Here is a 21,500-nt window from a genome sequence, read left to right on the forward strand (position 1 = left end):
AATTTTGTATTTTTAAAATGCAATATAAATAATCAATTTTTAAAATTTAAAAAAAGTATACCATCACTAGCAAACTGTATATCAGCATGTTTTATAAATAGGCCTTTTTAAACTCTAAATATCCATTTCTTCTTAGCTTACAAGCAGGACATTCTCCACACCCATTCCCTTTTATACCATTGTAACAAGTTAATGTTTCTTCTTTAATTATAGAAAGAACCCCTAAATCATGTGCCATTTTCCAAGTTTCAGCTTTATCAATCCACATTAAAGGAGTAAGAATTTCAAATTGGTAATCCATGGCTAAGTTTAATGTAACATTCAAAGATTTTATGAATACATCTCTACAATCGGGATATCCACTAAAATCACTTTGGGATACACCAGTTATAATAGCATTTATTTCTCTTTGCTTTGCAAATACTGCAACAAAAGTTAAAAACAGCATGTTTCTACCATCTACAAAAGAATTCGGCACACCATCTGTAGGAGAATCTTTATCCACTTTTATGTCTTGTCTAGTTAATGAATTAGGTGCTAGTTGGTTCAATAAATTCAAATCTAAAATATGATGTTCTATATTATATTTTAAACATATATCCTTTGCACACTGTAATTCTAATTTATGTTTTTGATTATAATCAAAAGATACTGCTATAACTTCTTTATATCTTCTCTTTGCCCAAAATAAACAAGTTGTACTATCTTGGCCACCACTAAAAACTACTATTGCTTTTTCTTTATTCATAACTATTTACCATCCTTTATCTATTTAAGTTGTTTATAATTTATAAATAAAATAAATTTCTTATTAAAAATATTGTATTTAAACAGCATTAAACTTAAATATTAGTAAAATTTGCTTTTAAAATGGCTTATACAATTACCTCAAATATGATTTTTTATATTTATCCGATGTTTAACCATCCTAATACTACATTCCAAATAGTTAGAGTTAAATATTACTATATTATTTATAAAGCATCATTAACTTATTATTTAAAATTGCATCAGTATTAAATCTACCTCTTAAAGTAGTTGATATTGTTTTACTCCCTGGCTTTTTTATTCCTCTGGTAGTCATACATCCATGTTCTCCTTCTATAATAACAGCTACATCATCAGATCCTGTTATTTTTTGCATGATTTCAGCTATATCCGTTCCTATTCTCTCTTGAAGCTGAAGTCTCCTCCCCACCATATCAGCTATTCTGGCAATTTTACTTAAACCAATGATTTTTTCCTTAGGAATATACGCTACTGCCACCTTCATGTTATACATTAATGCCAAATGGTGTTCACAATGACTAAATATTTCTATGTCTTTCATTAATACTATATCATTAGAGCTTTCTTCTACCGATAAATCATCTTCAAAAGTTTTATTAAACATCTCTGCAATTTCATCATTGGTATAGCACATTCCTTTAAATATTTCTTCATACATTTTCGCTACACGCTTAGGCGTATCTTTAAGTCCTTCCCTACTAGGATCATCTCCTAAAGCTATTAAAATCCCTTTTATATGTTCTTCAATTAATTTTGTGTCAATTGTCATACTATACCCCTCTCTTATTTGGATCCCAAATAACTTTGTGAAGTTGAATTTGAATATTAACATTATTCATTTTATTATCTTCCATAAATTCTACGATATTATCCATATTAATCTTTCCAAACACTGGACTAATATATAAATTAGTTTTATCTGCAAGTTTATATTTATCTATTATATATTTAGCTTTTTGTAAATCTTCCATAGTTCCTGATACAAATTTAACTGTATCTTTTTTAGTTAAATATTTGAAATTATCTAAGTTCATCTTATCTTCCATATTGCTTGAAGGTAACTTGTAATCCATAGTAAAGCTAGGTGGATTATCTAAATTTAAAAATCTATTTAATGAAACGCTGCCATTAGTTTCTACTTCCACATGAATCTCCTTATCTTTGGAAAGCATTTTTAATAACTCCATTATTCCCTCTTGTAAAAGAGGTTCTCCACCAGTTAAAGTTACATTTTTAATTTCTGTAGACTTTATATATTGGTATATATCTTCAGAAATCATCGATCTATAAAATACATCTTTTTTATTTGCCCAGCTTGTATCACAATAGCTACAATTCAAGTTACATCCTGCAAACCTTATAAACACTGCTAATTGCCCTGAAAGAGAACCTTCTCCATTTATACTTGTAAACTTTTCAACTACTTTAAATTCCATTTTACACTACCCCACTTTCCTCATATATAGCACTATTAGTAGGAGTTTCATAAACGGTAGCTCTTTTTACGTTATATCCCTTATTTTTCATAGCCTTAAAGAAAAATTTTGCAAAATTTTCAGCTGTTGGTCTAAAATTAACATTAATAACTTTAAATCCATCTTCAATAATACATTTTAAGGTTTCTCTACGCATAGTTCCCTCTTGTATGATTAATGCATGGTCATAGTAATCTACCATTTCTTTAAGATCTCTTTTTAAATCACCAAAATCTATTACCATTCCCTCAAGTTGTCCATTTTCTATAAGCTTTTCTGATTGTACTTCAATTTCTACCTTCCACCTATGCCCATGGATATTATTACATTTTCCTTCATATCCAGCAAGAAAATGAGCACTATCAAAGCTATGTTCTGATTTTAAAATGTACATGTAACTCCTCCTAAAATTACTTTAAAATATTACTTCCATAATAACAACATCCAATTGCTCCATTAAATTGAGGCTCTTCAATGGACACTATATCTTCATAATCATTTCTTAAATATTTTTTTATTGCTTGATTATTAGCAACTCCGCCAGTTAAAACTAGTTTTTTACCTTTAAATTTACTTAAAAGAGGTTGTAACCTTTTATATAAAGAATAATTTACCCCAGCACATAATTCTTTTATAGTTACACCTTCAGCTATTTTCCCAATTAACTCTGATTCAGAAAATACTGCACAAGTTGAATTTAGCTCTATAGGATTTTCATAATATTTACTCATTTCATAAAGAGGTATTTCAAGGACATTTGCCATATTTTCTAAATATCTACCACAGGAAGCAGCACATTTCTCATTGAGTTCTAAATCTGTAGTTATACCTTTTTCTACTTTAACAATTTTAACATCTTGTCCACCTACATCTAGAAGTATAAAATCCTTTAAACCAGTTTGGTACATTCCCCCATATACATGAGCTTTTATCTCATTTATTGGAGTGAACAGCTTTAAATCAGTATTGTTCCTCCCATAACCTGTAGATATAGCCTTATGCACTTTTCCTATATTAATCTTTTCTAAATCCACAATAACTTTGCCATCAAACTTGCAATAATCTCTATAAAAACTCATAGTACTTACTTTTTTCTTTTGTATTATCTTATTATTTTTCATTAAAACAATCTTTACTTCTCTACTCCCTAAATCTATACCTAAAACTAACATTTCGTACTCTCCTTTACATCCAATAACATATCAAGAAAAGCTTCTAACCTAAGTTTAGTTCTTGCATCCAAAGTATTTAATTTATCTCCCTCTATATTTAATATTGGAATATCCAAACTTTGTTTTAAAACTATATCTTCTACTGCTCTGTAACAAAAAGCTTGAGTGTAGTGAATTATAGCATCTAAATTTCTTTCTTCAATTTGCTTCTTTAGTTCTTTAATTCTAAATTCAATATTATAGGGATAAGTGTAATCATAATACTGGTGAAATATATTTATCCCCTCATCTACTCTAGGAAATGTAAATTCTCTTTGAACCTCATTGTATACAAAATGAGCATCAAATTTTTCTACAAATTGGTATATATCACTAGTCATAGGAGGAACTCCTATGTAACCTAATCTAAGTTTTTTATTTACTGGTTGTCTTTTCTTTATATTATTAATAACTTTTATTAATTCTGCTTCAAAGGAATCTATATCTCCATTAAAATCACTTAGACTCACTTGATATAGATGATTTTCAAAACCAGTAGCTTTGTTTTCTATATATGTTAACTCATCGATTTCCTTGGCTAATTTTCTAATTTCACTTAATCTTTCTCTAATAACTTCTACTTCTTCAAAAGTTACATTGAACATATTCATAAACTTTTTAATTTCATTTTCTACATCTCTTTTATCATGACTATGAGGAAAAGAAAAAGGATAAACTTTAATTCCTTTTAATTGAAGCACTTCAATAAGAGCCTTTGTATTAGAACAATCTCCTTCTATAACTCCAACTATTTCCTCAATATCATTTTCTAAACATGCTCCATATATCCCCTTTATCCAAGCACATAAACTTTTAGGAAAACCATCTCTTTCAGCTATATCTATATATTTTAAATAATCATCACAAGTTATAAAAATATTATTTAAATCTACTGGTGTATATCCAGCTGCAATTAGAACTTCTATTGGCACCGTAGTTGTTAATCCTATTTTTTTCATTATGTTTCCTCCTGATATTTTTATAAAAGTCTATGTTTTGATAAATTGTTGATTTCGCATAATTTAAAAACAACATTCTTTAAAAATAAAGCCTTATAAAATAAAAAAGGGCAAAATCTGCCCTTAAACAAAAAAACTACCTAAGCCGGTAGTTACGTCCTAGTTTTGTTTATAGACAGGATGGTTACGAACTGTCTTTATTCTATTATTTTATATTTTTATAGTTTACTATACATTGTTCACTAAGTCAAATCAGATATGAATATAAATAATTTATAAAATACTTAATTCAAACTAAAAATTGCAAAACAAATTTATACTTTTATTATTGCTAATAGTGTAAAAATTGATGTTTTATTTAATTTTCTGTAAAAACTTACGATTAATATAATAATACAATATAAATATTAGACTATATTGTAAAAATTTCATTTTTATAATAAAAAATAACTATTAATTTAATATAATTTATAACTACTACATATTAATTATTAATGGAAATGTGAGGGATTGTTATGGAGAGTTTAAATAAAGCAAATACAAAAATAAATAATTTACATAATTTAATTTCTACTTACGATAAAATAAATATAAATGTTTATATACAGACAGGGGAATATATCTATTATATTGATACCTCACAAGACTGTAAGCTATATAGAATTTTCAAATATGATGAAAAAAAGGAATTAATAGTAGATTACAAAGTAGAAAATATTGTAATAGTAAAAGATAATATATTTTATACTATAAAGCATCAAAAAAAGATTACACTAATTAAATGCAATCTAGAGGGAAAAGACACTTATATTGTATGTAAAGATTTATCTTCTACTAATGCATATTGTGTTTTTAATAAAACTATATACTATTGTGAAAATCATAATTTCAGAAGTTATATAAAATCTGTCCCATTGGATGGTGGCAATAGTTCTACAATACATGAATCTGTAGGATATATTTCTGACTTGTATTATTTTAAAAGTCATATATATTATAAAAGAAAGGATTACCCTTATGTAGGATCAGAAGTTTTAAAAAAAGTTAATTTAAACGATAAAATGAAAGATTCTGTTGTAGCAGCTTTCTATTCAAAAGTATATTTTTATAAAAATTATATGATATATAAAAATAAAAATTCTAGTTCAGTAATTATAAAAGATTTAGAAACAGGAAAAAAAATTTATGAAACAAGTCAATGTAATACTATATTAGGAGTATTTAATAATTATATGTTGTTCACTTATGAGGGCTTTACCGATATAGATGCTAAGTATGTGAAAAACATGCTATACATGCTTAATATAGAAACATTTAATGTTAACAAATTAACTGACTGCAATGTTTCTAAAGCTCAAATGATAGATGATTATGTATATTATAAAATTAAAGAAAAGGATTCTAAAATACATCGTCAAAACATAGATGGTGAAGATAGAAAAACTATTAACGTCTCAAATAAATATTTTCCTATAAAAGTATTTAGTAAGTTGTTTTAATTACTCTGTATTATTTATATCTTTTTAAATTAATACTATATTAATAGATATTACTAAAGCTATAGTAATATCTTTAAGAATTTAGTATGGAAAGAAGGAGTTTCTTGTGAATACTAATATTGCATATAAAATTAAAACTACAAAAACAGAAGAGTTTATAAACATAACACATCTTGTTAAAAAAACAGTTCAAGAAAGTGGAATTAAAAACGGAATGGCTATAGTGTTTTGTCCCCATACTACTGCTGGCATAACTATAAACGAAAATGCTGATCCTGATGTAGTAAGAGATATTATTGTTACATTGGATGGACTTATACCACCCAAAGGAAATTATAAACATTTCGAAGGAAATTCTCATGCTCATTTAAAAGCTTCATATATGGGCTCTAGTGCTACCATTATAATTGAAAAAGGTACTCTACTTACAGGAACGTGGCAAGGAATTTATTTTTGTGAGTTTGATGGACCTAGAAATAGAAATGTATATATAAAAATTATAGAAGGATAATTAATCCTTCTATTTAATCTTTGTGCCACAATAAGGACAATATTCAAATTTAGGTTCTACAACTTCACCGCAATGTTTACACCTAGTTTCTACTAAATAATCCTCTTTATTAGATTCTGTTTCAATAGGTTTCAAATCCCAATAAGTAACTTCTACATCTTCTCCCCTCTCAATTCTTTTCCCCTTCTCTTTATTAATTTCATATATTGAATTGCAACTACTACATAATACATAATATTTTTCATTCCACCTAAAAAGAGGTATAAAAAAGAAGTGAAAAAAGTTGAAAGTCTTTATAAGCTTTCCCCCTAATCCTTTGTCGCAATTTCTACAGTGTACATTATTTAAAACCTTTATCTCTTTTTGTTTATTATCTACACCAAATATTCCTATAAAAAACATAACTTCCTCCATTAATTACGTTAATTATACATTCAGGGAATTGAGTAATTTACAAACTTCATAGCTATATTCAAGTTTCTCCATTAGTTTTATTATATCATTTATTAAATAAAATTTCTCTTCCTCTCAACATTCTTTATGTTTTTCTAATCCCCTCTTGTTTAAAATATACATCTTCCATTAAAAGTAACTTCACTTTTTTTATTTAACATGAATATATAAAATTTAAAATTGTTATTTTAGGAGCAACTCCAAACATATTTTCCATAGTTTAACTAATATCAAGTAGTAATTTTTTTAAAAATAAATTATCATAGTACTATGCCTCTTGCTCAAAAGTTTAGAATTTGTTAAGAATTACTTTAGAAAAACTATAGCTAATTGATTTAATATAAGATTAAGGAAAGCTTTCCTATTAATGTTTAAATAAAATAATGAAGGAGTGATTATAAATTGAAACTAAAAAAGAAAACTGCCATGGCTATAAGTTTTACTGTTGGTATGTTGATGTTTGCCACAACTGTTCTAGCTGAGGTATCTTCTAAAAGTGGTTACGAACAAGGAAAAGATGCTTTGAAATATTCAGCAGCAAGTTTTGAAAATAAATACTCAAATTATACTATAGATTTCTCTATTACTTTAAAGGATAATGGGAAAATCATTATGTCCGAAAACAGATTAGGTAAATATGATGTCTCAAAGCATGCTAGTGAAAACACTGATACAGAAACTATAGGAAATAAAAAATCAAAATTCCATTGTTATTCAGATAAAAACACTAGAATTATTAAGAATTCTGATAAAGATATTTATAATGTAACTGAATTTAAAGTACCTGATTCTGGATATACTTTTGAAAATCCTTTTAAACGTGAAGGAGCATCTGATATTGAAAAAATCGCTGATGCTTTAGTAGGAAATTTAAAAGATTATGTTGTTGTTACAAATAAACCTGATGGAAGCAAAGAGTTATCTGGTTCAGTTAGCCAAACTCAAATACCTGCTCTTATTAATGCAGTAAGTTCTTATATGCTAAAAAATAAAGTTATATCAATTAACCGAAGAGATCCTTCTGAAAAAAATATTATGCCTTCAATTACTAAAGATATATATTTAAAAGAAGTTAAAGGTAAAATGCTTGTAGGTAAGAATGGCTTAATACAAAATGTTTTGGGTATAGGAACCCTTAATGGTAAGGATGATAAGGGTAAAGAACATAACTTAACTTTTGAACTACTTGTTAAAATATCTAATATAAATTCTACTGTTGTTAATAAACCTAATCTTTCAGGATCAAAAATTAAAAAAGTTATTCAAAATAATGAAGATGAATTTGCAAACCCTGAAAAATATATAGGTAAGTACAAAAATAATATAATTATAGAAAAAGACGGTAAGTTCCAAAAGATAGGCGAAAGATTATTAACCATTACTCATTCTGATACTAATTCTATTAAAGGGACATACCATGAACAATATTTAAAGGGCTATGAAAATTATGCTGAAAAAATGTCAGATATAAAATTTGATGCTAAATACGGAAGTAAAGAAAATGGTTTAAATGCAAACTTTAAAATAGAAGGTTTATCTCAGGGTGGCAATATAAGTATAGATATTCGTGGAACAAATATATCTTTCAATATACCACAAGATTCATATGAGACATATGATAGTCATTTTGTTAGAGTATTTGATTAACAAATAGTTTTTCGATTTTTTAAAACCACAGTTAATACTCTATCAATGTTATAGTATTAACTGTGGTAAACATGATTTAAAGTATAGTTATCTTAAGCTTCAGATAAAATTTTTAATATTTATCTGAAGCTTAAGTGTATTACATAATATATGTTTTTGTATAGGGGGAGTTTCTGTTGGACAAAGTTATTGAAATAAGTAATTTAAATAAAATGTACAAAAATGGTAGAGGTATAGTAGATATTAACCTAGAAATATATAAAGGTGATATTTTCGGATTTTTAGGTCCTAATGGAGCTGGGAAAACTACAACTATGAAAATCATGACAGGACTTATTAAACCAAATAGCGGAGATGTTAAAATTCTTGGACACAGTGTTATAGAAGAATTTGAAAAAGCTATGTCAAAGGTAGGATGTATTATTGAAACTGCAGAATCATATCAATACTTAACAGCCTATGAAAACCTTAAACAGTTTTCAAGATATTATAAAAATATTGATGATAAAAGAATCGAAGAAGTTTTAGAAATTACAGATATGATAAAATTTAAAAATGAAAAAACAAGAAAATTTTCTCTTGGAATGAAACAAAGACTGGGAATTGCAGCAGCAATTTTGTCTAAACCTGAGGTGGTCATTTTAGATGAACCCTTTAACGGATTAGATGTTGAAGGAATGATTGATATGAGAAATATCATAAAAAATTTAGCAGAAAAAGAAAAAACTACATTTTTTATATCAAGCCATCTTATTCATGATGTAGAACTTACTTGTAACAAAATAGGAATTTTATATAATGGAAAAATTCTCAATGTGGACACTACTAAAAATATATTAAATAATTATGCTTCACTTGAAAATTACTTTGTAAGCGAGGTGGGACGAAATGACAGAATTTAAAGCAGCTATAATTAACGAAATGGAAAAATTATATAAAAAGAAAAAAATTTTAGTTTCGGTAATAATATCCTTAATTTTTATTGTACTAGGTCAATTCGCTATTGTTGCATTGAGAAGTGGTTTTGGAATAAGAGGTACTTCTAGCTTAGAGTTTCCAATACTGGTACTTTCATTAGTAGTAAATACTATTTTGCCTTTGTTTACTGCCCTTGTTACTATAGATAGCTTCTCAGGTGAATTTTCTCATAATACAATGAAGATTGTAATTACAAGACCTGTTTCAAGATTAAAATTTTTTACTGCTAAATTAATCTCTATAATGACCTTTGTATTAGCTAACCTTTTATTTGTAATGATTATTTCAACTATTACAGGAGCTATTTTTAATGCAAATTCATTTACTTTTCAAGGAATACTTAAAATATTCTTATGTTATATAGTCACTATATTACCTATGCTAATTTTAGCACTTATGATTACTGTTTTTGCTAATATTTTAAGAAGTGGCACTAGCGTGTTTTTTCTATCCATACTTGTTTTTATTATCTTTAAAGGAATGGAAATTGTGTTTGTAAAATATTCTGGAATACTATTTACGTCAATGTTTAACTGGTATAATTTATGGATAATAGATGGTTTTCCATTTATGAAAATTTTTCGTGAATTTACGATGATGTTCAGTTATGGTATATTGTTTTTCACACTTGGATATTATTTATTTGATAAAAAGGAGTTTTAAAATAAAAAATGGACATAAAAAAAAGACTTATAATATCTAATACTATAATTGTTGTAGTCCCAATCGTTATTACAATAATAACGATACTGGGAATTTTGTTTGTTTCATTTAAAATTTCTGGAAATAAGACAAACTACGATATATATAAAGAACGTGTACTATTACAATCTGAACTTGTAACAATTAAAACTAATATATTAAAACAAAATATTGATGATGATAAACTTAATGATATCTTGTCACAACAACTTTCAAAAATAAATGGTAAATTTGTTATTATAAAACCATATAAAATTCTCTCTAATCCTTATGATATTAATAAAATTGAGATAGAAAAATGTATAGAATTATCAAAAGAAAATACCTTAGATAAAAAAATTTCAATTAATAATACTCCTTATATAATTGAAACTATAGAGTTAAATTCAAAAGAAGAATTGAGTAAAATTATAATATTGTTAGCGCCTATAGAAAAAGAAGTGAACTTCTTTAATAAATTTATTATTGCTACAATTTTGGTCTTTATAATATGTTTCATAATAACTAATATAATTATGTCTTATATTATTTCAAAAAGAATAATACAACCTATAAAACTTTTGAAAAAAGCTACATGTGAAATTAGTAATGGTAATTTAAACTGTAGTATTGCTGACGAAGGAGATCAAGAGATACAGGAATTGTGCCAAGGCTTCGAAGCTATGAGAGTACAACTTAAGGATTCTATAATTATGAAAATGAAGTATGATAATAATCGGAAAGAACTTGTATCTAGTATTTCACATGATTTGAAGACACCAATAACCTCAATAAAAGGCTATGTGGAAGGTATTTTAGATGGAGTTGCAAATACTCCAGAAAAAAAAGAACACTATTTAAAAACTATTTATTCTAAAGCAGAACATGTTGACCACATGATTGATGATTTACTTTTATATTCAAAACTTGACTTAAAACAAATTCCTTTTAATTTTACAAAAGTAAATATTGTGGAATATTTCAACTATTGTGTATCTGAAAACGAACATGAATTAAAAAAAGATAATATAACAATTTCCTTAAATAATGAACTGATAACATCTAAACTTGTCATACTAGATACAGAAAGAATGAGAAGGGTTATATTAAATATTATAGGGAATTCTCGAAAATACATGAATAAAACAAATGGTAAAATAGTTATAAACTTAAGAGAAACAACTTCAAGTATTATTATAGAAATAAGAGATAATGGTTCGGGTATAGACAAAAATGATGTAAACAAAATTTTTAATAGATTCTATAGAACCGATGCTGCAAGAAGTGGCGCAAAAGGCAGTGGCCTAGGACTTGCTATTGCAAAACAAATTGTACAAGGTCATAATGGTAACATTTGGGCAATTAGCCATGGTAATGAAGGTACAAGCATTATGATATCCCTAGAGAAATTTAATTAAATGAAAAGTTAATGAATCCTATAACCTGGATAACAATTGCTTTAATATAATAAATATAGAACATTTTAAAATTTAGACTTAATCTAAAAAATTAAACTAGTTTTAGATTTTATAATTAAAACAAACAGGGATAAAATAAATATGGAGGGAATTTTAGAAGTATGAAGAAAATATTAATAATTGAAGATGATCCAAGCATTGCTGAACTACAAAAAGATTATCTTGAGATTTCTGGATTTGAAGTAAAAGTTTGTGTAGATGGTGTATCTGGTTTAACAGAAATAAAAGAAAATAACTATGACTTAATAATCCTAGACATTATGTTACCTAAAATTGATGGATTTGACATATTAAAAATTATTCATGAAAATAAAGATATACCTGTTTTAGTGGTTTCTGCTAAAAAAGAAGAAATTGATAAAATAAAAGGATTAACCCTTGGTGCCGACGATTATATAACAAAACCTTTTAGTCCTGGAGAATTAGTTGCTAGAGTTAAATCTCATATTGAAAATTACGAAAGATTAAAAAATAAGTTTAACAATAAATCTAATAATAATATAGTGGTTATAAGAGGTCTTGAAATAAATAAAGACTCAAGACAAGTATTTATAAACGGTAAAGAAATTACTTTGGCACAGAAAGAATTTGAATTACTATATCATATGGCTAAATACCCTAATATAGTATTCAGCAAAGATGAACTATTTGAAAGCATTTGGGGACTTGATTCCCTAGGAGATAGCGCAACAGTTACAGTACATATTCGAAAAATAAGAGAGAAAATTGAATTCAATCCATCAGATCCTCAATATATTGAAACAGTTTGGGGAGTTGGTTATAGAATCAGAGTATAATTCTAAAAAGATAACCCCTAAAATATATTCACTACGACATATATTTAAGGGGTTTTTTATACTTAGATTTTTAATTTTAGGTTCTGTTTTAAAAGAGTGTAAACAACCTAGTGTAAATTCTTTTACCTAAGGCTATATTTTAAATTATACTTTGAATAAATTATATTATATTAATATGATTTATTCTATCCAAAAATTTTTACACCTTCATTAGTAAGTTCTTCTACTTCTATTTGAATTTTTTCTAGAATATTAATCATATTATTTGAAACTTCTTCTGCTTTATTGTAAAATTCCTCTGCTGATTTTTGATCATGTTTAGTAACTGCATTGATAACTTTATCACCCAAATTATGAAATTCATTATGAAGACTATCTATTTGATTCCATTCTTCTGAAATTCCATTATGATCTACTTGTATAGCATGATAAAAATGACCAAATGCACATTTCTTAGAATTTGTCTGAATTGGATATATACGCATCTCTCTTACAATTTTATTGAGCCCTTTTAACCAATCCTTATGAGATTTTTTAGCATTTGCAATGACATTTTCAAGTTCTTTGTTTGTAATTGCATGACTTCCCCCTTTAAGACCTTCAAACATATGACTTACAATTGTAGAGAGTTGTTCATCAATTTGTGATACTTTCTTAGCAAATTCAACACTTTCTATTGCATCTTTGTGTATAATTTCTGTCATATGGCTAAGTCTTTCAGCATCACTACTTGAAGTTTCCATTGCTTGATTAATCTCGTTAGCTGCAATATTTATACCTTGCATAGATTTATGAATATTTCCTACATCCATTATTACACCATTAAGCATTTCTACATTTTTACCAACAGTATCAGATACAGTTTCTATTTTTTCGCTCATTTCTCCAGTAGAATCTAAAGTCCTATCTAAACTGTCTTTTCCATCTTGTGCAGCAACATGAATGCGATTTACAAATTGACTCATTCCTTCTAAGTTCTTTTTAGTATCATCAGCTAACTTTCTAACTTCTTGGGCTACAACTGCAAATCCAAGCCCATGTTCACCCGCCCTAGCTGCTTCTATTGCTGCATTCAATGCTAATAAATTTGTTTGATCAGCTATAGATTGAACACTGTCTACTATCTTTCCAACCTCTGCTGCAAGATCTACTAATTGTTGAATTTTCACACTCATAGAACCTGTGTCCTCTACAACATTTTCTTTAAGTGATTGTACTTCTTTAAGCAGATTTATACTTTCATCATTTTTTTGTACTAATAATTCTGATTGCTTAGCTAAACTATCCAAAGTTTCTGAAGTTTGTTCTATTGATTCATTTACATTATTCATACTTGCTGTTGTCTCTTCAACAATGGCAAGGTTAGATTGACTTAAATGTGACATTTTTTCAGCAAAATCCATTAATTGATATGAAATATGAGACATGCCAACATCAAAATTACTTAAAGAACTAACTATATTTAATATTTCTTTAGCTGCTTTTGACATTTGTTCTTCATTTTTAAGTAATTTTTGAAATTGTGTTAATAGTTTAGTGTGAATTCCATAGTCTATATTAGGACTATTCACCTCATTACCTTTTAATGAGTCTTCTACATATTTCAAAATACATTCTGCCTCATGGCACGGTTTATTTAAATTTTTTCCAAACACAAAATCTCCCCCTAGTCAAAACTACTATTACAAAGTAAAAATAGTTAATATTATTAAGCTTAGTACTTCTTTCGACTTATTTCTTATTTTACATATTTTATAGCATTCTATCAAGGATTAAATATATTTCCACCAACTACTACATTATAATTTTATATTTAAAATATATGTAATAAGATATGTTTTAAATATACACGATAATAATTATCATGTTTAAACATGAATTCACCTCATTTTAGGTAATTTTATGATTGAACAGAGAGAGTATATCGACCAATCAAAAACACTTAAGGATATAATAATAAAGTCTACTCATCAAAATATTGATTGTGCTTAACTTAACTGTGCTTTACAATAATTCGTAATTTTTTAATATACTGCTTTAAAGGAAACTATTTAATATATATAATAATTGACAATTTGTATAGGAAGTATTTTAGAAGTACATATTATATTAATAAAACATTATTAATCATACTAAAAATTTAGGAGTACTATAAATGAAAAATAAAGTATTCAATTCAATTGTAGTAATAGTTTCTGCCTGCATTTTTTTATCGTTTTTTCTTTTTACTAAAGGGTTAGACTCCTTGATTAGAGAAATTAAAACACTAAATAAATCATGGATACTATTGGCTATTATCCTAATGCTTCTATTTTGGTTTTTTGAAACACTTGTCTTATATATAATAACTAAAACATTCTATACTACAAATAATTTACTGATAAAATCATTCAAATTTGAAATGATTGGGCAATTTTTTGGTGCTATAACGCCACTTGCATCGGGGAGTCATCCTGCTCAACTATATGCAATGGCCGAAAGTAAGATACCTGGAGGAATAGCAGGTACTGTTTTAATGATAAAATTTATAATACACCAAGCTGTAAATATAGCCATCTTAGCCGTAGCATTTTTGCTTAAATTTAATTATTTTAATTCAAGAGTTAAGTACTTTATATATCTTTGTATTGCAGGATTTGCTATTCATATAATAATGATGGCGCTTGCTATATTATTATCAATTAATAGTAAAGCAACTAAAAATATATTATTATTTATTTTAAAAGTATTTAAGAAATTTAGACTAATAAAAAGTGTTGAATGTACTTATAAAAACATGGAATATGAATTAAAAAATTTCCACAGCAATGCATCCTTAATAACTAAAAATGTAAAGATGTGCATCTATGCTTCCTTTTTTACATTCATTCAGTGGATAGTTTTTTTTATCATACCTTATTGTATTTATAGAAGTTTTGGTTTCAATTCGGCTGATATATTAACCATGATCACTGCCCAAATTTTTTTAATAAATTTCATGGCCGCTCTCCCTATTCCTGGTGCAGAAGGCGGTGCAGAAGCTGGGTTTTATTTAATCTATAGTTTGTTTTTTAAATCAGACACAATTATAACAGCCATTTTTATATGGAGATTATTAACTTATTATTCATCAATAGCTATAGGTAGTATATTTACTTTAGCACAACCAAATTCAAAAAATAAAGTCCATTGAATAATATTATATTTAATGGACTTTATTCTTTATGATAAAACTTTTTTATTTCTTCACTAGCGATTTATACTTAAGTTCAACATATTACTCCTCTATTATTGATAATTAGAGGCCACACTTAAATTGTTAAATTAGCTATAATTCTAGCTACAAACTCAACATTTTTTAAAACATAATCTATTTTTATATACTTTTCATAACAAGATATTAAACCTTTATCTAACAAGGGAAATAACTATAGGGATTGTTATTACTGATATTATAGTACTTAAAAAAGTGCATTTTGCAGCAAAATCAACATTGCTTTCATAGCTTTCTGCAAATACTACTGTAAGTGAAGCTGGAGGCATAGCTTCTATGATGACACATATCTCCATAAGAAACTTGTCCACCTTTAAAACACTTAACATAACATAAATTACTGCTGGTAGTATTATAAGTCTTGATATAACAGGATAGTACGCCTTTATCCCTATAAATATATCTTTAACTTTAATACTTGCCAAAGCAACACCTGTTATCATCATAGCAATAGGTGCTGTCATATTTCCAACCATTTCTATACTCCTATGTATTGGATATGGTAATTTAATTGAAAATAAAAACATTATAAGTCCTATAAAAATAGATATAAGTGCAGGACTGAATAATTGTTTTAATAAGTCTGTAGAGCCTTTCTTTTTAGAAAACAATCTTATACCATAAGTCCACAATAAAACATTATAAGGTATACTAAAAATAGACGCATAGAATATGGCTATATTTCCATACACTCCTTGAAGTACAGGATATCCTATAAAACCACAATTAGAGAATAAAGTTAAAAATTTTAGTATATTCTGTTCATCATTGTCATAGTGCTTTGTGTACATTATCTTTCCTAATATAAGTAATACTATATGTATAAGAGTTGAATATATAATCACTCTCCCTATATTTCCAAGCATTTCTCTAGAAAACTTAAAACTAAAAGATATTAGTATTAAGCAAGGATTTGTTATATTTATTAATATATCTGAAAGTCCTTTATTTACATCATCATTAATATATCCTCTTTTTTTTGCATAAAACCCTACTAGTATTAATATTGTAAGTATAGTAACTTGATTAACAGCATTTAAATCAAACATATTTCATCTCCATTATCATATTTTTGTATTAATTTTTTATAATACTAATTTAAATTATAATACATTTAATCTTAAACTATAATTTATAAGATTGTATATTTTTCCTATGAAAAAAACCCTAAGAGTTCTACCTCTCAAGGCTGTTTTATCTACATATGCACTCTACATTAAATCAAAATTTTTGTAGTACACAAATCTACACTTATATATTCTTTTCTATAAAAATTATATAAACTTTAAATAATTTAAAAGCAAACATGAAAACAAATAAAATAAATTTAATAGTAACTTCTAAGAAACATTATATTTATTTATTCAATAAAGCCCTTTATTTGCATTTTTTCTGTATTATGAAATAGTGCCATTCCCGTTTTCATTTTTTTAAAGTTCAATTTTTCATAAAAAAATTCTTTTCCAGGTGAAGCATATAATATAAAATTGCATTGAGGAATACATTTTACAATGCTATCAATAATTGTTGCACCTATCTTTTTCCCTTGATATTCAGGTAATACTGCTATATCATAAATTGCAGCTTGGTAAGCTCCATCTGAAATTGCACGACCAAACCCAATTAACTTATCATCATCAAAAGCAAATACAACAACATAACTATTTTCAAAAGCTTTCTTATGTACTTCCCCTTCAAAATATGCCATTCCAACTTTTTTCAATATTTCAGACACATAATTCCAATCTATATTTAAACAATTGTATTGAAGTTTTAGATTCATATCTTTTCTCCTATTTTAATTATTTAATATAATAAATAATTATTTGCTTATATTATGTGTATGTTTAATTAATCCTTTATTTATGAACTTTAAAACACTTTTGTATAATAGTATAAATTACTACATATGTAATCATCCATGTTCCAAAATCTATAATAAGTTTTGGTATATTAAAAAACTCCCTAAAAAACGAATATTGAAAGTTAGTTAATTTAAATATTCCTCTTGTTACTATATAAGACATTATGAATGTTATTACTCTCACTGAACGCTGACTAACTCTCAAAATTGCCCCTCCCCTACTCATTAAACTTACCTATATATAAAACTACTCTAATAGGATATATTACAATATACTTTTGGAATCATAATATAAGACAAAAACTCCTACTGAAACCAACCCTCCTGTTTACCCTATATAAGTATAACTTCTTTAAAATTACTTCATTTTCAAGTTTGTATACATGTAAATATTATATTATAAAAAAAATCATGTCAAGCATGGCATTAATTTAATTTATTGTATAAACCTTATTATGCAAAAATAGAACCCATAACAAGGTTCTATTTTCTTCTTTTAAATTTTCTTACAAATATCAGCCCACCTAATAAAACTATTAAAGATACTCCAATCTCAACAATATTGCTTTTACTTAGACGGAACACACCACTATTATTTTTACCAGCTATATTCCTATTTCCCATGGGAGGTTTTCCACCATCTGCTCCTCCATTTTTTAATGTGCTTATCATATTTTCATCTACACCTAGTTCTTTTAGTCTTTGTTTTTGTTGAGAAGTTAATTCTTCTATATTAGTGTTTTGTATAATATCCATGGCAGCTTTCATATTTTCTTGTGAAGGCATTGCTCCCATATTATTAGGATTATTATCTTCTTTATTCTCTTTATTTTCACCACCATCTTTTCCTTTCTTATCGTGGCTCATACCACCTAATTCTGATAAATTTAATGTGGTACTAATGCTGCCATAGGTAGTTGATGGCTGTGTTCCCTCTAATTGAGCTTGAATGCTTTTAGTTCTATCTTTACCAAATACACTTAGCTGAGAAAGGGATTTTTTATAAGCTTCATAATTATAAAAAGCTGTAGCATCTTTTTTTACATAGTCACTAATAAGGTTATCTAATGAATTTATTCTTTCTTCAAACTTTCCATTATTAAAATATTCATCAACAAGTTTTTTTAGATAATCATGATAAATTTTCTTATACTCATCTACTTCAAGTAATTTTCCTATTAAAGGAGCATCTTCTAAGTTTCCTGTAACTGGAGTGTCAATTGGAAAATTTATGGCTTTTTTACTATCATTCATATTGAATCCTGCAAAAGACATATTTAAGTCCCAAGGAAGAATTTGAAATACTCCATCTTTTTCATAAAGATAATAGTTATGATACATACCTCCTGAATAACTATCCAAATTTACTAAAAAAGTATTTACAGCAAAATATGCTAAAACCTCTTTAACATCTATATACTTTTCAATGTTTTTTCCATTATTAAGGTTTTTAATCATATCTATTACCTTGTCAAAATCTTTATCTGTTGTTGTTTTAAATACTTTACTTTCCTTTATAGTTGAATAACTTGACTGCTTATCGTCTATATATTTAAGATTGCTTCCTCCCGTACCACCTTTGTTAAACCCTATATTCCCTGGCTGATTTTGTTTTTGATCTAGTTTTTCTTTATTTTCAGCTATATTCTCTTCCGCTTTTTCTTTATTTTCACCTGTATTCTTTTCTGCTGCGTTCTCATTAGGTGCTTGTTTTGGAATATCTCCCATAGGTGGTTTTTCACCATTAGCTACTCCATCTCCAGCTTTACCCATACCATTCATTTCCATAGAATCAGGCTTATATAAATTACCCTCTAAACTACCAAACTCTTTTTCTACAAATCTTTCGTCAATAACTTCAACTGCCAAGTATAATCCCCACTCTTTACCATTGACACTTATATTTGTATAAGTATATTCCGGTGTAGATACACCAAGTAAAGAAAACACATCATAAGAAATGTATTCTTTCATGTAAGTTGCATCAGATATTATATTGTTAAGAGCTAATGCCCTAATACCATGATACGTCTGTCCATCAACATATTGTCCAAAATCAATTTTTAAACTAAAACGATCAGTTTTATCATCTGAAGCTACCATAGAAAGACTAGAATTACCCTTAGGCCTAATTCCTACATTATGAAAGGTCTCTCCATTTATTGTTATATTCCCACTACGATACTCTTCTTTAGTAGCATTATCTAATAACCATTTCCAATCTGCTGAATTGATTTCAATCTTTACATCTGTCACTTTCTCCTTATTTAATACCTCTTTAATAGTAGAATTATTATTAGATAATTTGCTTGTTGGCTTAATAAATATAGCTGAAACCATAAAAACAACTGCTAGTAACATAGCTATTATTGAAATACGGCCCATATATTTTTCATGAATCAAATTGTTCACCTCCCTTGAGTCAATTTGATTTATGCCATATAATCACCATTGTAGCTAACTAAAACTACATTAGAGACCCCTTTTATTTTAGAAACCTCATTTACAAAACCTGTAGTTTCGTCTTTAATACCAACTTCTACTGTTACTTCGATTCCATTAACAGGTGAAACTGTTTTAGATTTCACAATATATTTACTAACTTTCTTAGCTACTAATTCTATAGCACTATTTTCACAAGTATCATCTTCGCAATTTATTATTAGGATATAAGGATTATCCTTACTTTTCTTATTAACAAATAGAACCATTACAACTCCTATAAAAATAGATCCTAAAATAGCAAGAGGAATGAGCCCTGCTCCAACTACTATCCCTGAACTGATTGCCCAAAATAGAAAAGCTATATCTAAAGGCTCTTTTACAGCGCTTCTAAAACGAACTATAGAAAGGGCACCAACCATACCAAGAGATAGAACTACATTAGATGTAATTGCTAAAATAATTAGTGTAGTAATTAAATTAAGTGCCATTAAAGAAACACCAAAACTAGCTGAATACATGACGCCTTTAAAAGTCTTTTTATATACTTGCATTATAAATAATCCAATAGCAAAGGATAACAATAACGCTATAACTATATCTATAAAAGATACTGAACTTATTTTTTCAACAAAACTTGATTTAAAAATGTCTCCAAAATTAATTGTTTGATTTTCCATTTTCATACCTCCTAATTAACCGTATATTCTTGCAGCTGCATATTTTGATATAGACTGAGCTGGTCTATCATTAGTCTGAATTATATCTTGTATTATTGCTGGTAAAAATTCATCGTACTTTACCTCTAACACAATATATCTATTATCTACTGAATTTATAGTTGGCAAATCTTTATCAAATAAGTTTTTACTATGAATTCCAGTTCTAATGTTTTTATCAAAGGTTATACGAACATTTCCTACTGGATAAACATAAGCTTCTCTTGTGTAGTCAACTATAGTCTTAGGTCTTAATAAATCCCACTTCATTTTAGAGTACAATTCAACAAAAAGTCCTTTATTAGAAACTTTTAAAAAATCGATATCCCTATTGAGAATTCTTTTGCATTCATTCTTTGAAATAGATTCACTTATTTTGTTACACAATCCATTAATTTTAGATTTTTTTTCCAACCTAATAAAAGAATGATCATCGTTATAGAATCTTATACGAAACTTTTCCCTTTTATTTATACCATTTATTTTTTCCATAAGGACCTTGTCTCTTATATTGTCAAAATAAAGACTTCTAATTCTATATTCTCTATCAGCATTAGAATTTTTATCTATTCTCATAATCTGCATCAACCTACTTCTTATACTGAAATAGTCTGATATGTTTATATAATGCTTTATTTCATTTCTAAATTTTAAATCCTTCATAGTTCTCACCTCCCGTCTCTTACTTTCTTAATTATATATAAGAAATCTTAACATTAGCTTAACGCTTTTTTAACTTACAGC

At 27.0% G+C, this 21,500-nt stretch carries 22 protein-coding genes and 1 pseudogene; 8 read left to right on the forward strand and 15 right to left on the reverse strand.

Annotation, left to right across the window (positions count from 1 at the left end):
- Window positions 1–91: 91 nt before the first annotated feature.
- The 6 genes from queC to OW729_RS14520 all read right to left on the reverse strand — a co-directional run bounded on the left by queC (window position 92) and on the right by OW729_RS14520 (window position 4,434).
- Window positions 92–748 (reverse strand): 7-cyano-7-deazaguanine synthase QueC, encoded by a 657-nt coding sequence (gene queC / locus OW729_RS14495; RefSeq protein WP_268062265.1) that lies wholly within the window; start codon window positions 746–748, stop codon window positions 92–94.
- A gap of 222 nt (window positions 749–970) precedes the next feature.
- Window positions 971–1,558 carry a GTP cyclohydrolase I FolE gene (folE, locus tag OW729_RS14500; RefSeq protein WP_268062266.1) on the reverse strand — a complete coding sequence of 196 codons (588 nt, stop codon included), beginning with the start codon at window positions 1,556–1,558 and terminating at the stop codon, window positions 971–973.
- Window position 1,559: 1 nt separating this feature from the next.
- Window positions 1,560–2,225 carry a putative 7-carboxy-7-deazaguanine synthase QueE gene (queE, locus tag OW729_RS14505; protein WP_268062267.1) on the reverse strand — a complete coding sequence of 222 codons (666 nt, stop codon included), beginning with the start codon at window positions 2,223–2,225 and terminating at the stop codon, window positions 1,560–1,562.
- A gap of 1 nt (window position 2,226) precedes the next feature.
- Window positions 2,227–2,658: a 6-carboxytetrahydropterin synthase QueD gene (queD, locus tag OW729_RS14510; RefSeq protein WP_268062268.1), complete on the reverse strand. Its 432-nt coding sequence runs from the start codon at window positions 2,656–2,658 to the stop codon at window positions 2,227–2,229.
- Between the two features lie 16 nt (window positions 2,659–2,674).
- Entirely contained in the window at window positions 2,675–3,436 is a 762-nt protein-coding gene (locus OW729_RS14515) for an acyl-CoA dehydratase activase (RefSeq protein ID WP_268062269.1), read from the reverse strand.
- Window positions 3,430–4,434: a 2-hydroxyacyl-CoA dehydratase family protein gene (locus tag OW729_RS14520; protein WP_268062270.1), complete on the reverse strand. Its 1,005-nt coding sequence runs from the start codon at window positions 4,432–4,434 to the stop codon at window positions 3,430–3,432. Before OW729_RS14520 ends, OW729_RS14515 begins: the two co-directional genes overlap by 7 nt.
- Window positions 4,435–4,949: 515 nt before the next feature.
- On the opposite strand from OW729_RS14520, the gene OW729_RS14525 reads away from it, so the two are divergent.
- Window positions 4,950–5,933 (forward strand): DUF5050 domain-containing protein, encoded by a 984-nt coding sequence (locus OW729_RS14525; protein ID WP_268062271.1) that lies wholly within the window; start codon window positions 4,950–4,952, stop codon window positions 5,931–5,933.
- Window positions 5,934–6,039: 106 nt separating this feature from the next.
- Entirely contained in the window at window positions 6,040–6,444 is a 405-nt protein-coding gene (locus OW729_RS14530) for a secondary thiamine-phosphate synthase enzyme YjbQ (RefSeq protein WP_268062272.1), read from the forward strand.
- Window positions 6,445–6,453: 9 nt separating this feature from the next.
- On the opposite strand, the gene OW729_RS14535 is transcribed toward OW729_RS14530, so the two are convergent.
- Window positions 6,454–6,846 carry a zinc ribbon domain-containing protein gene (locus OW729_RS14535; RefSeq protein WP_268062273.1) on the reverse strand — a complete coding sequence of 131 codons (393 nt, stop codon included), beginning with the start codon at window positions 6,844–6,846 and terminating at the stop codon, window positions 6,454–6,456.
- Between the two features lie 453 nt (window positions 6,847–7,299).
- Here OW729_RS14535 and OW729_RS14540 point away from each other — a divergent pair, with 453 nt between their 5' ends.
- The 5 genes from OW729_RS14540 (at window position 7,300) to OW729_RS14560 (ending at window position 12,478) form a co-directional block, all read left to right on the forward strand.
- Window positions 7,300–8,544, forward strand: a complete 1,245-nt coding sequence (locus OW729_RS14540) for a hypothetical protein (protein WP_268062274.1) — start codon at window positions 7,300–7,302, stop codon at window positions 8,542–8,544.
- A 176-nt stretch (window positions 8,545–8,720) separates the two neighbouring features.
- Window positions 8,721–9,446 carry an ABC transporter ATP-binding protein gene (locus tag OW729_RS14545; RefSeq protein ID WP_268062275.1) on the forward strand — a complete coding sequence of 242 codons (726 nt, stop codon included), beginning with the start codon at window positions 8,721–8,723 and terminating at the stop codon, window positions 9,444–9,446.
- Window positions 9,433–10,185, forward strand: coding sequence for an ABC transporter permease (locus tag OW729_RS14550; RefSeq protein ID WP_268062276.1), 753 nt, complete (start codon window positions 9,433–9,435; stop codon window positions 10,183–10,185). The genes OW729_RS14545 and OW729_RS14550 overlap by 14 nt, the downstream gene beginning before the upstream one ends.
- A gap of 8 nt (window positions 10,186–10,193) precedes the next feature.
- Window positions 10,194–11,621: a sensor histidine kinase gene (locus tag OW729_RS14555; protein WP_268062277.1), complete on the forward strand. Its 1,428-nt coding sequence runs from the start codon at window positions 10,194–10,196 to the stop codon at window positions 11,619–11,621.
- Between the two features lie 161 nt (window positions 11,622–11,782).
- On the forward strand, window positions 11,783–12,478 hold the full coding sequence (locus OW729_RS14560; RefSeq protein ID WP_268062278.1) for a response regulator transcription factor: 696 nt from the start codon (window positions 11,783–11,785) through the stop codon (window positions 12,476–12,478).
- 185 nt (window positions 12,479–12,663) lie between these two features.
- Here the strand turns inward: OW729_RS14560 and OW729_RS19500 are convergent, their stop codons facing one another.
- Together OW729_RS19500 and OW729_RS19505 are read right to left on the reverse strand one after the other, a co-directional pair.
- Window positions 12,664–13,221: a CZB domain-containing protein gene (locus tag OW729_RS19500; protein WP_407647688.1), complete on the reverse strand. Its 558-nt coding sequence runs from the start codon at window positions 13,219–13,221 to the stop codon at window positions 12,664–12,666.
- Window positions 13,222–13,968 (reverse strand): annotated as a pseudogene (locus tag OW729_RS19505) (methyl-accepting chemotaxis protein); the annotation flags it as partial.
- A 665-nt stretch (window positions 13,969–14,633) separates the two neighbouring features.
- On the opposite strand from OW729_RS19505, the gene OW729_RS14570 reads away from it, so the two are divergent.
- Window positions 14,634–15,650, forward strand: coding sequence for a lysylphosphatidylglycerol synthase transmembrane domain-containing protein (locus tag OW729_RS14570; RefSeq protein ID WP_268062280.1), 1,017 nt, complete (start codon window positions 14,634–14,636; stop codon window positions 15,648–15,650).
- Window positions 15,651–15,865: 215 nt separating this feature from the next.
- Here the strand turns inward: OW729_RS14570 and OW729_RS14575 are convergent, their stop codons facing one another.
- The 6 genes from OW729_RS14575 to OW729_RS14600 form a co-directional block, all read right to left on the reverse strand.
- On the reverse strand, window positions 15,866–16,780 hold the full coding sequence (locus OW729_RS14575) for an AEC family transporter (RefSeq protein WP_268062281.1): 915 nt from the start codon (window positions 16,778–16,780) through the stop codon (window positions 15,866–15,868).
- A gap of 311 nt (window positions 16,781–17,091) precedes the next feature.
- Window positions 17,092–17,514: a GNAT family N-acetyltransferase gene (locus OW729_RS14580; protein ID WP_268062282.1), complete on the reverse strand. Its 423-nt coding sequence runs from the start codon at window positions 17,512–17,514 to the stop codon at window positions 17,092–17,094.
- A gap of 76 nt (window positions 17,515–17,590) precedes the next feature.
- Complete coding sequence (locus tag OW729_RS14585; protein ID WP_268062283.1) at window positions 17,591–17,800, reverse strand: hypothetical protein; 210 nt, start codon at window positions 17,798–17,800, stop codon at window positions 17,591–17,593.
- Window positions 17,801–18,078: 278 nt separating this feature from the next.
- Window positions 18,079–19,998 (reverse strand): CotH kinase family protein, encoded by a 1,920-nt coding sequence (locus tag OW729_RS14590; protein ID WP_407647686.1) that lies wholly within the window; start codon window positions 19,996–19,998, stop codon window positions 18,079–18,081.
- Between the two features lie 29 nt (window positions 19,999–20,027).
- Complete coding sequence (locus OW729_RS14595) at window positions 20,028–20,717, reverse strand: DUF4956 domain-containing protein (RefSeq protein ID WP_268062285.1); 690 nt, start codon at window positions 20,715–20,717, stop codon at window positions 20,028–20,030.
- Window positions 20,718–20,732: 15 nt separating this feature from the next.
- The gene (locus OW729_RS14600; RefSeq protein ID WP_268062286.1) at window positions 20,733–21,419 is read right to left on the reverse strand and encodes a polyphosphate polymerase domain-containing protein; all 687 of its coding nucleotides are present in this window, start codon (window positions 21,417–21,419) and stop codon (window positions 20,733–20,735) included.
- Between the last annotated feature and the right edge of the window lie 81 nt (window positions 21,420–21,500).

Source organism: Clostridium brassicae, assembly GCF_026738875.1.
Taxonomy (GTDB): Bacteria; Bacillota; Clostridia; order Clostridiales; family Clostridiaceae; genus Clostridium_H; species Clostridium_H brassicae.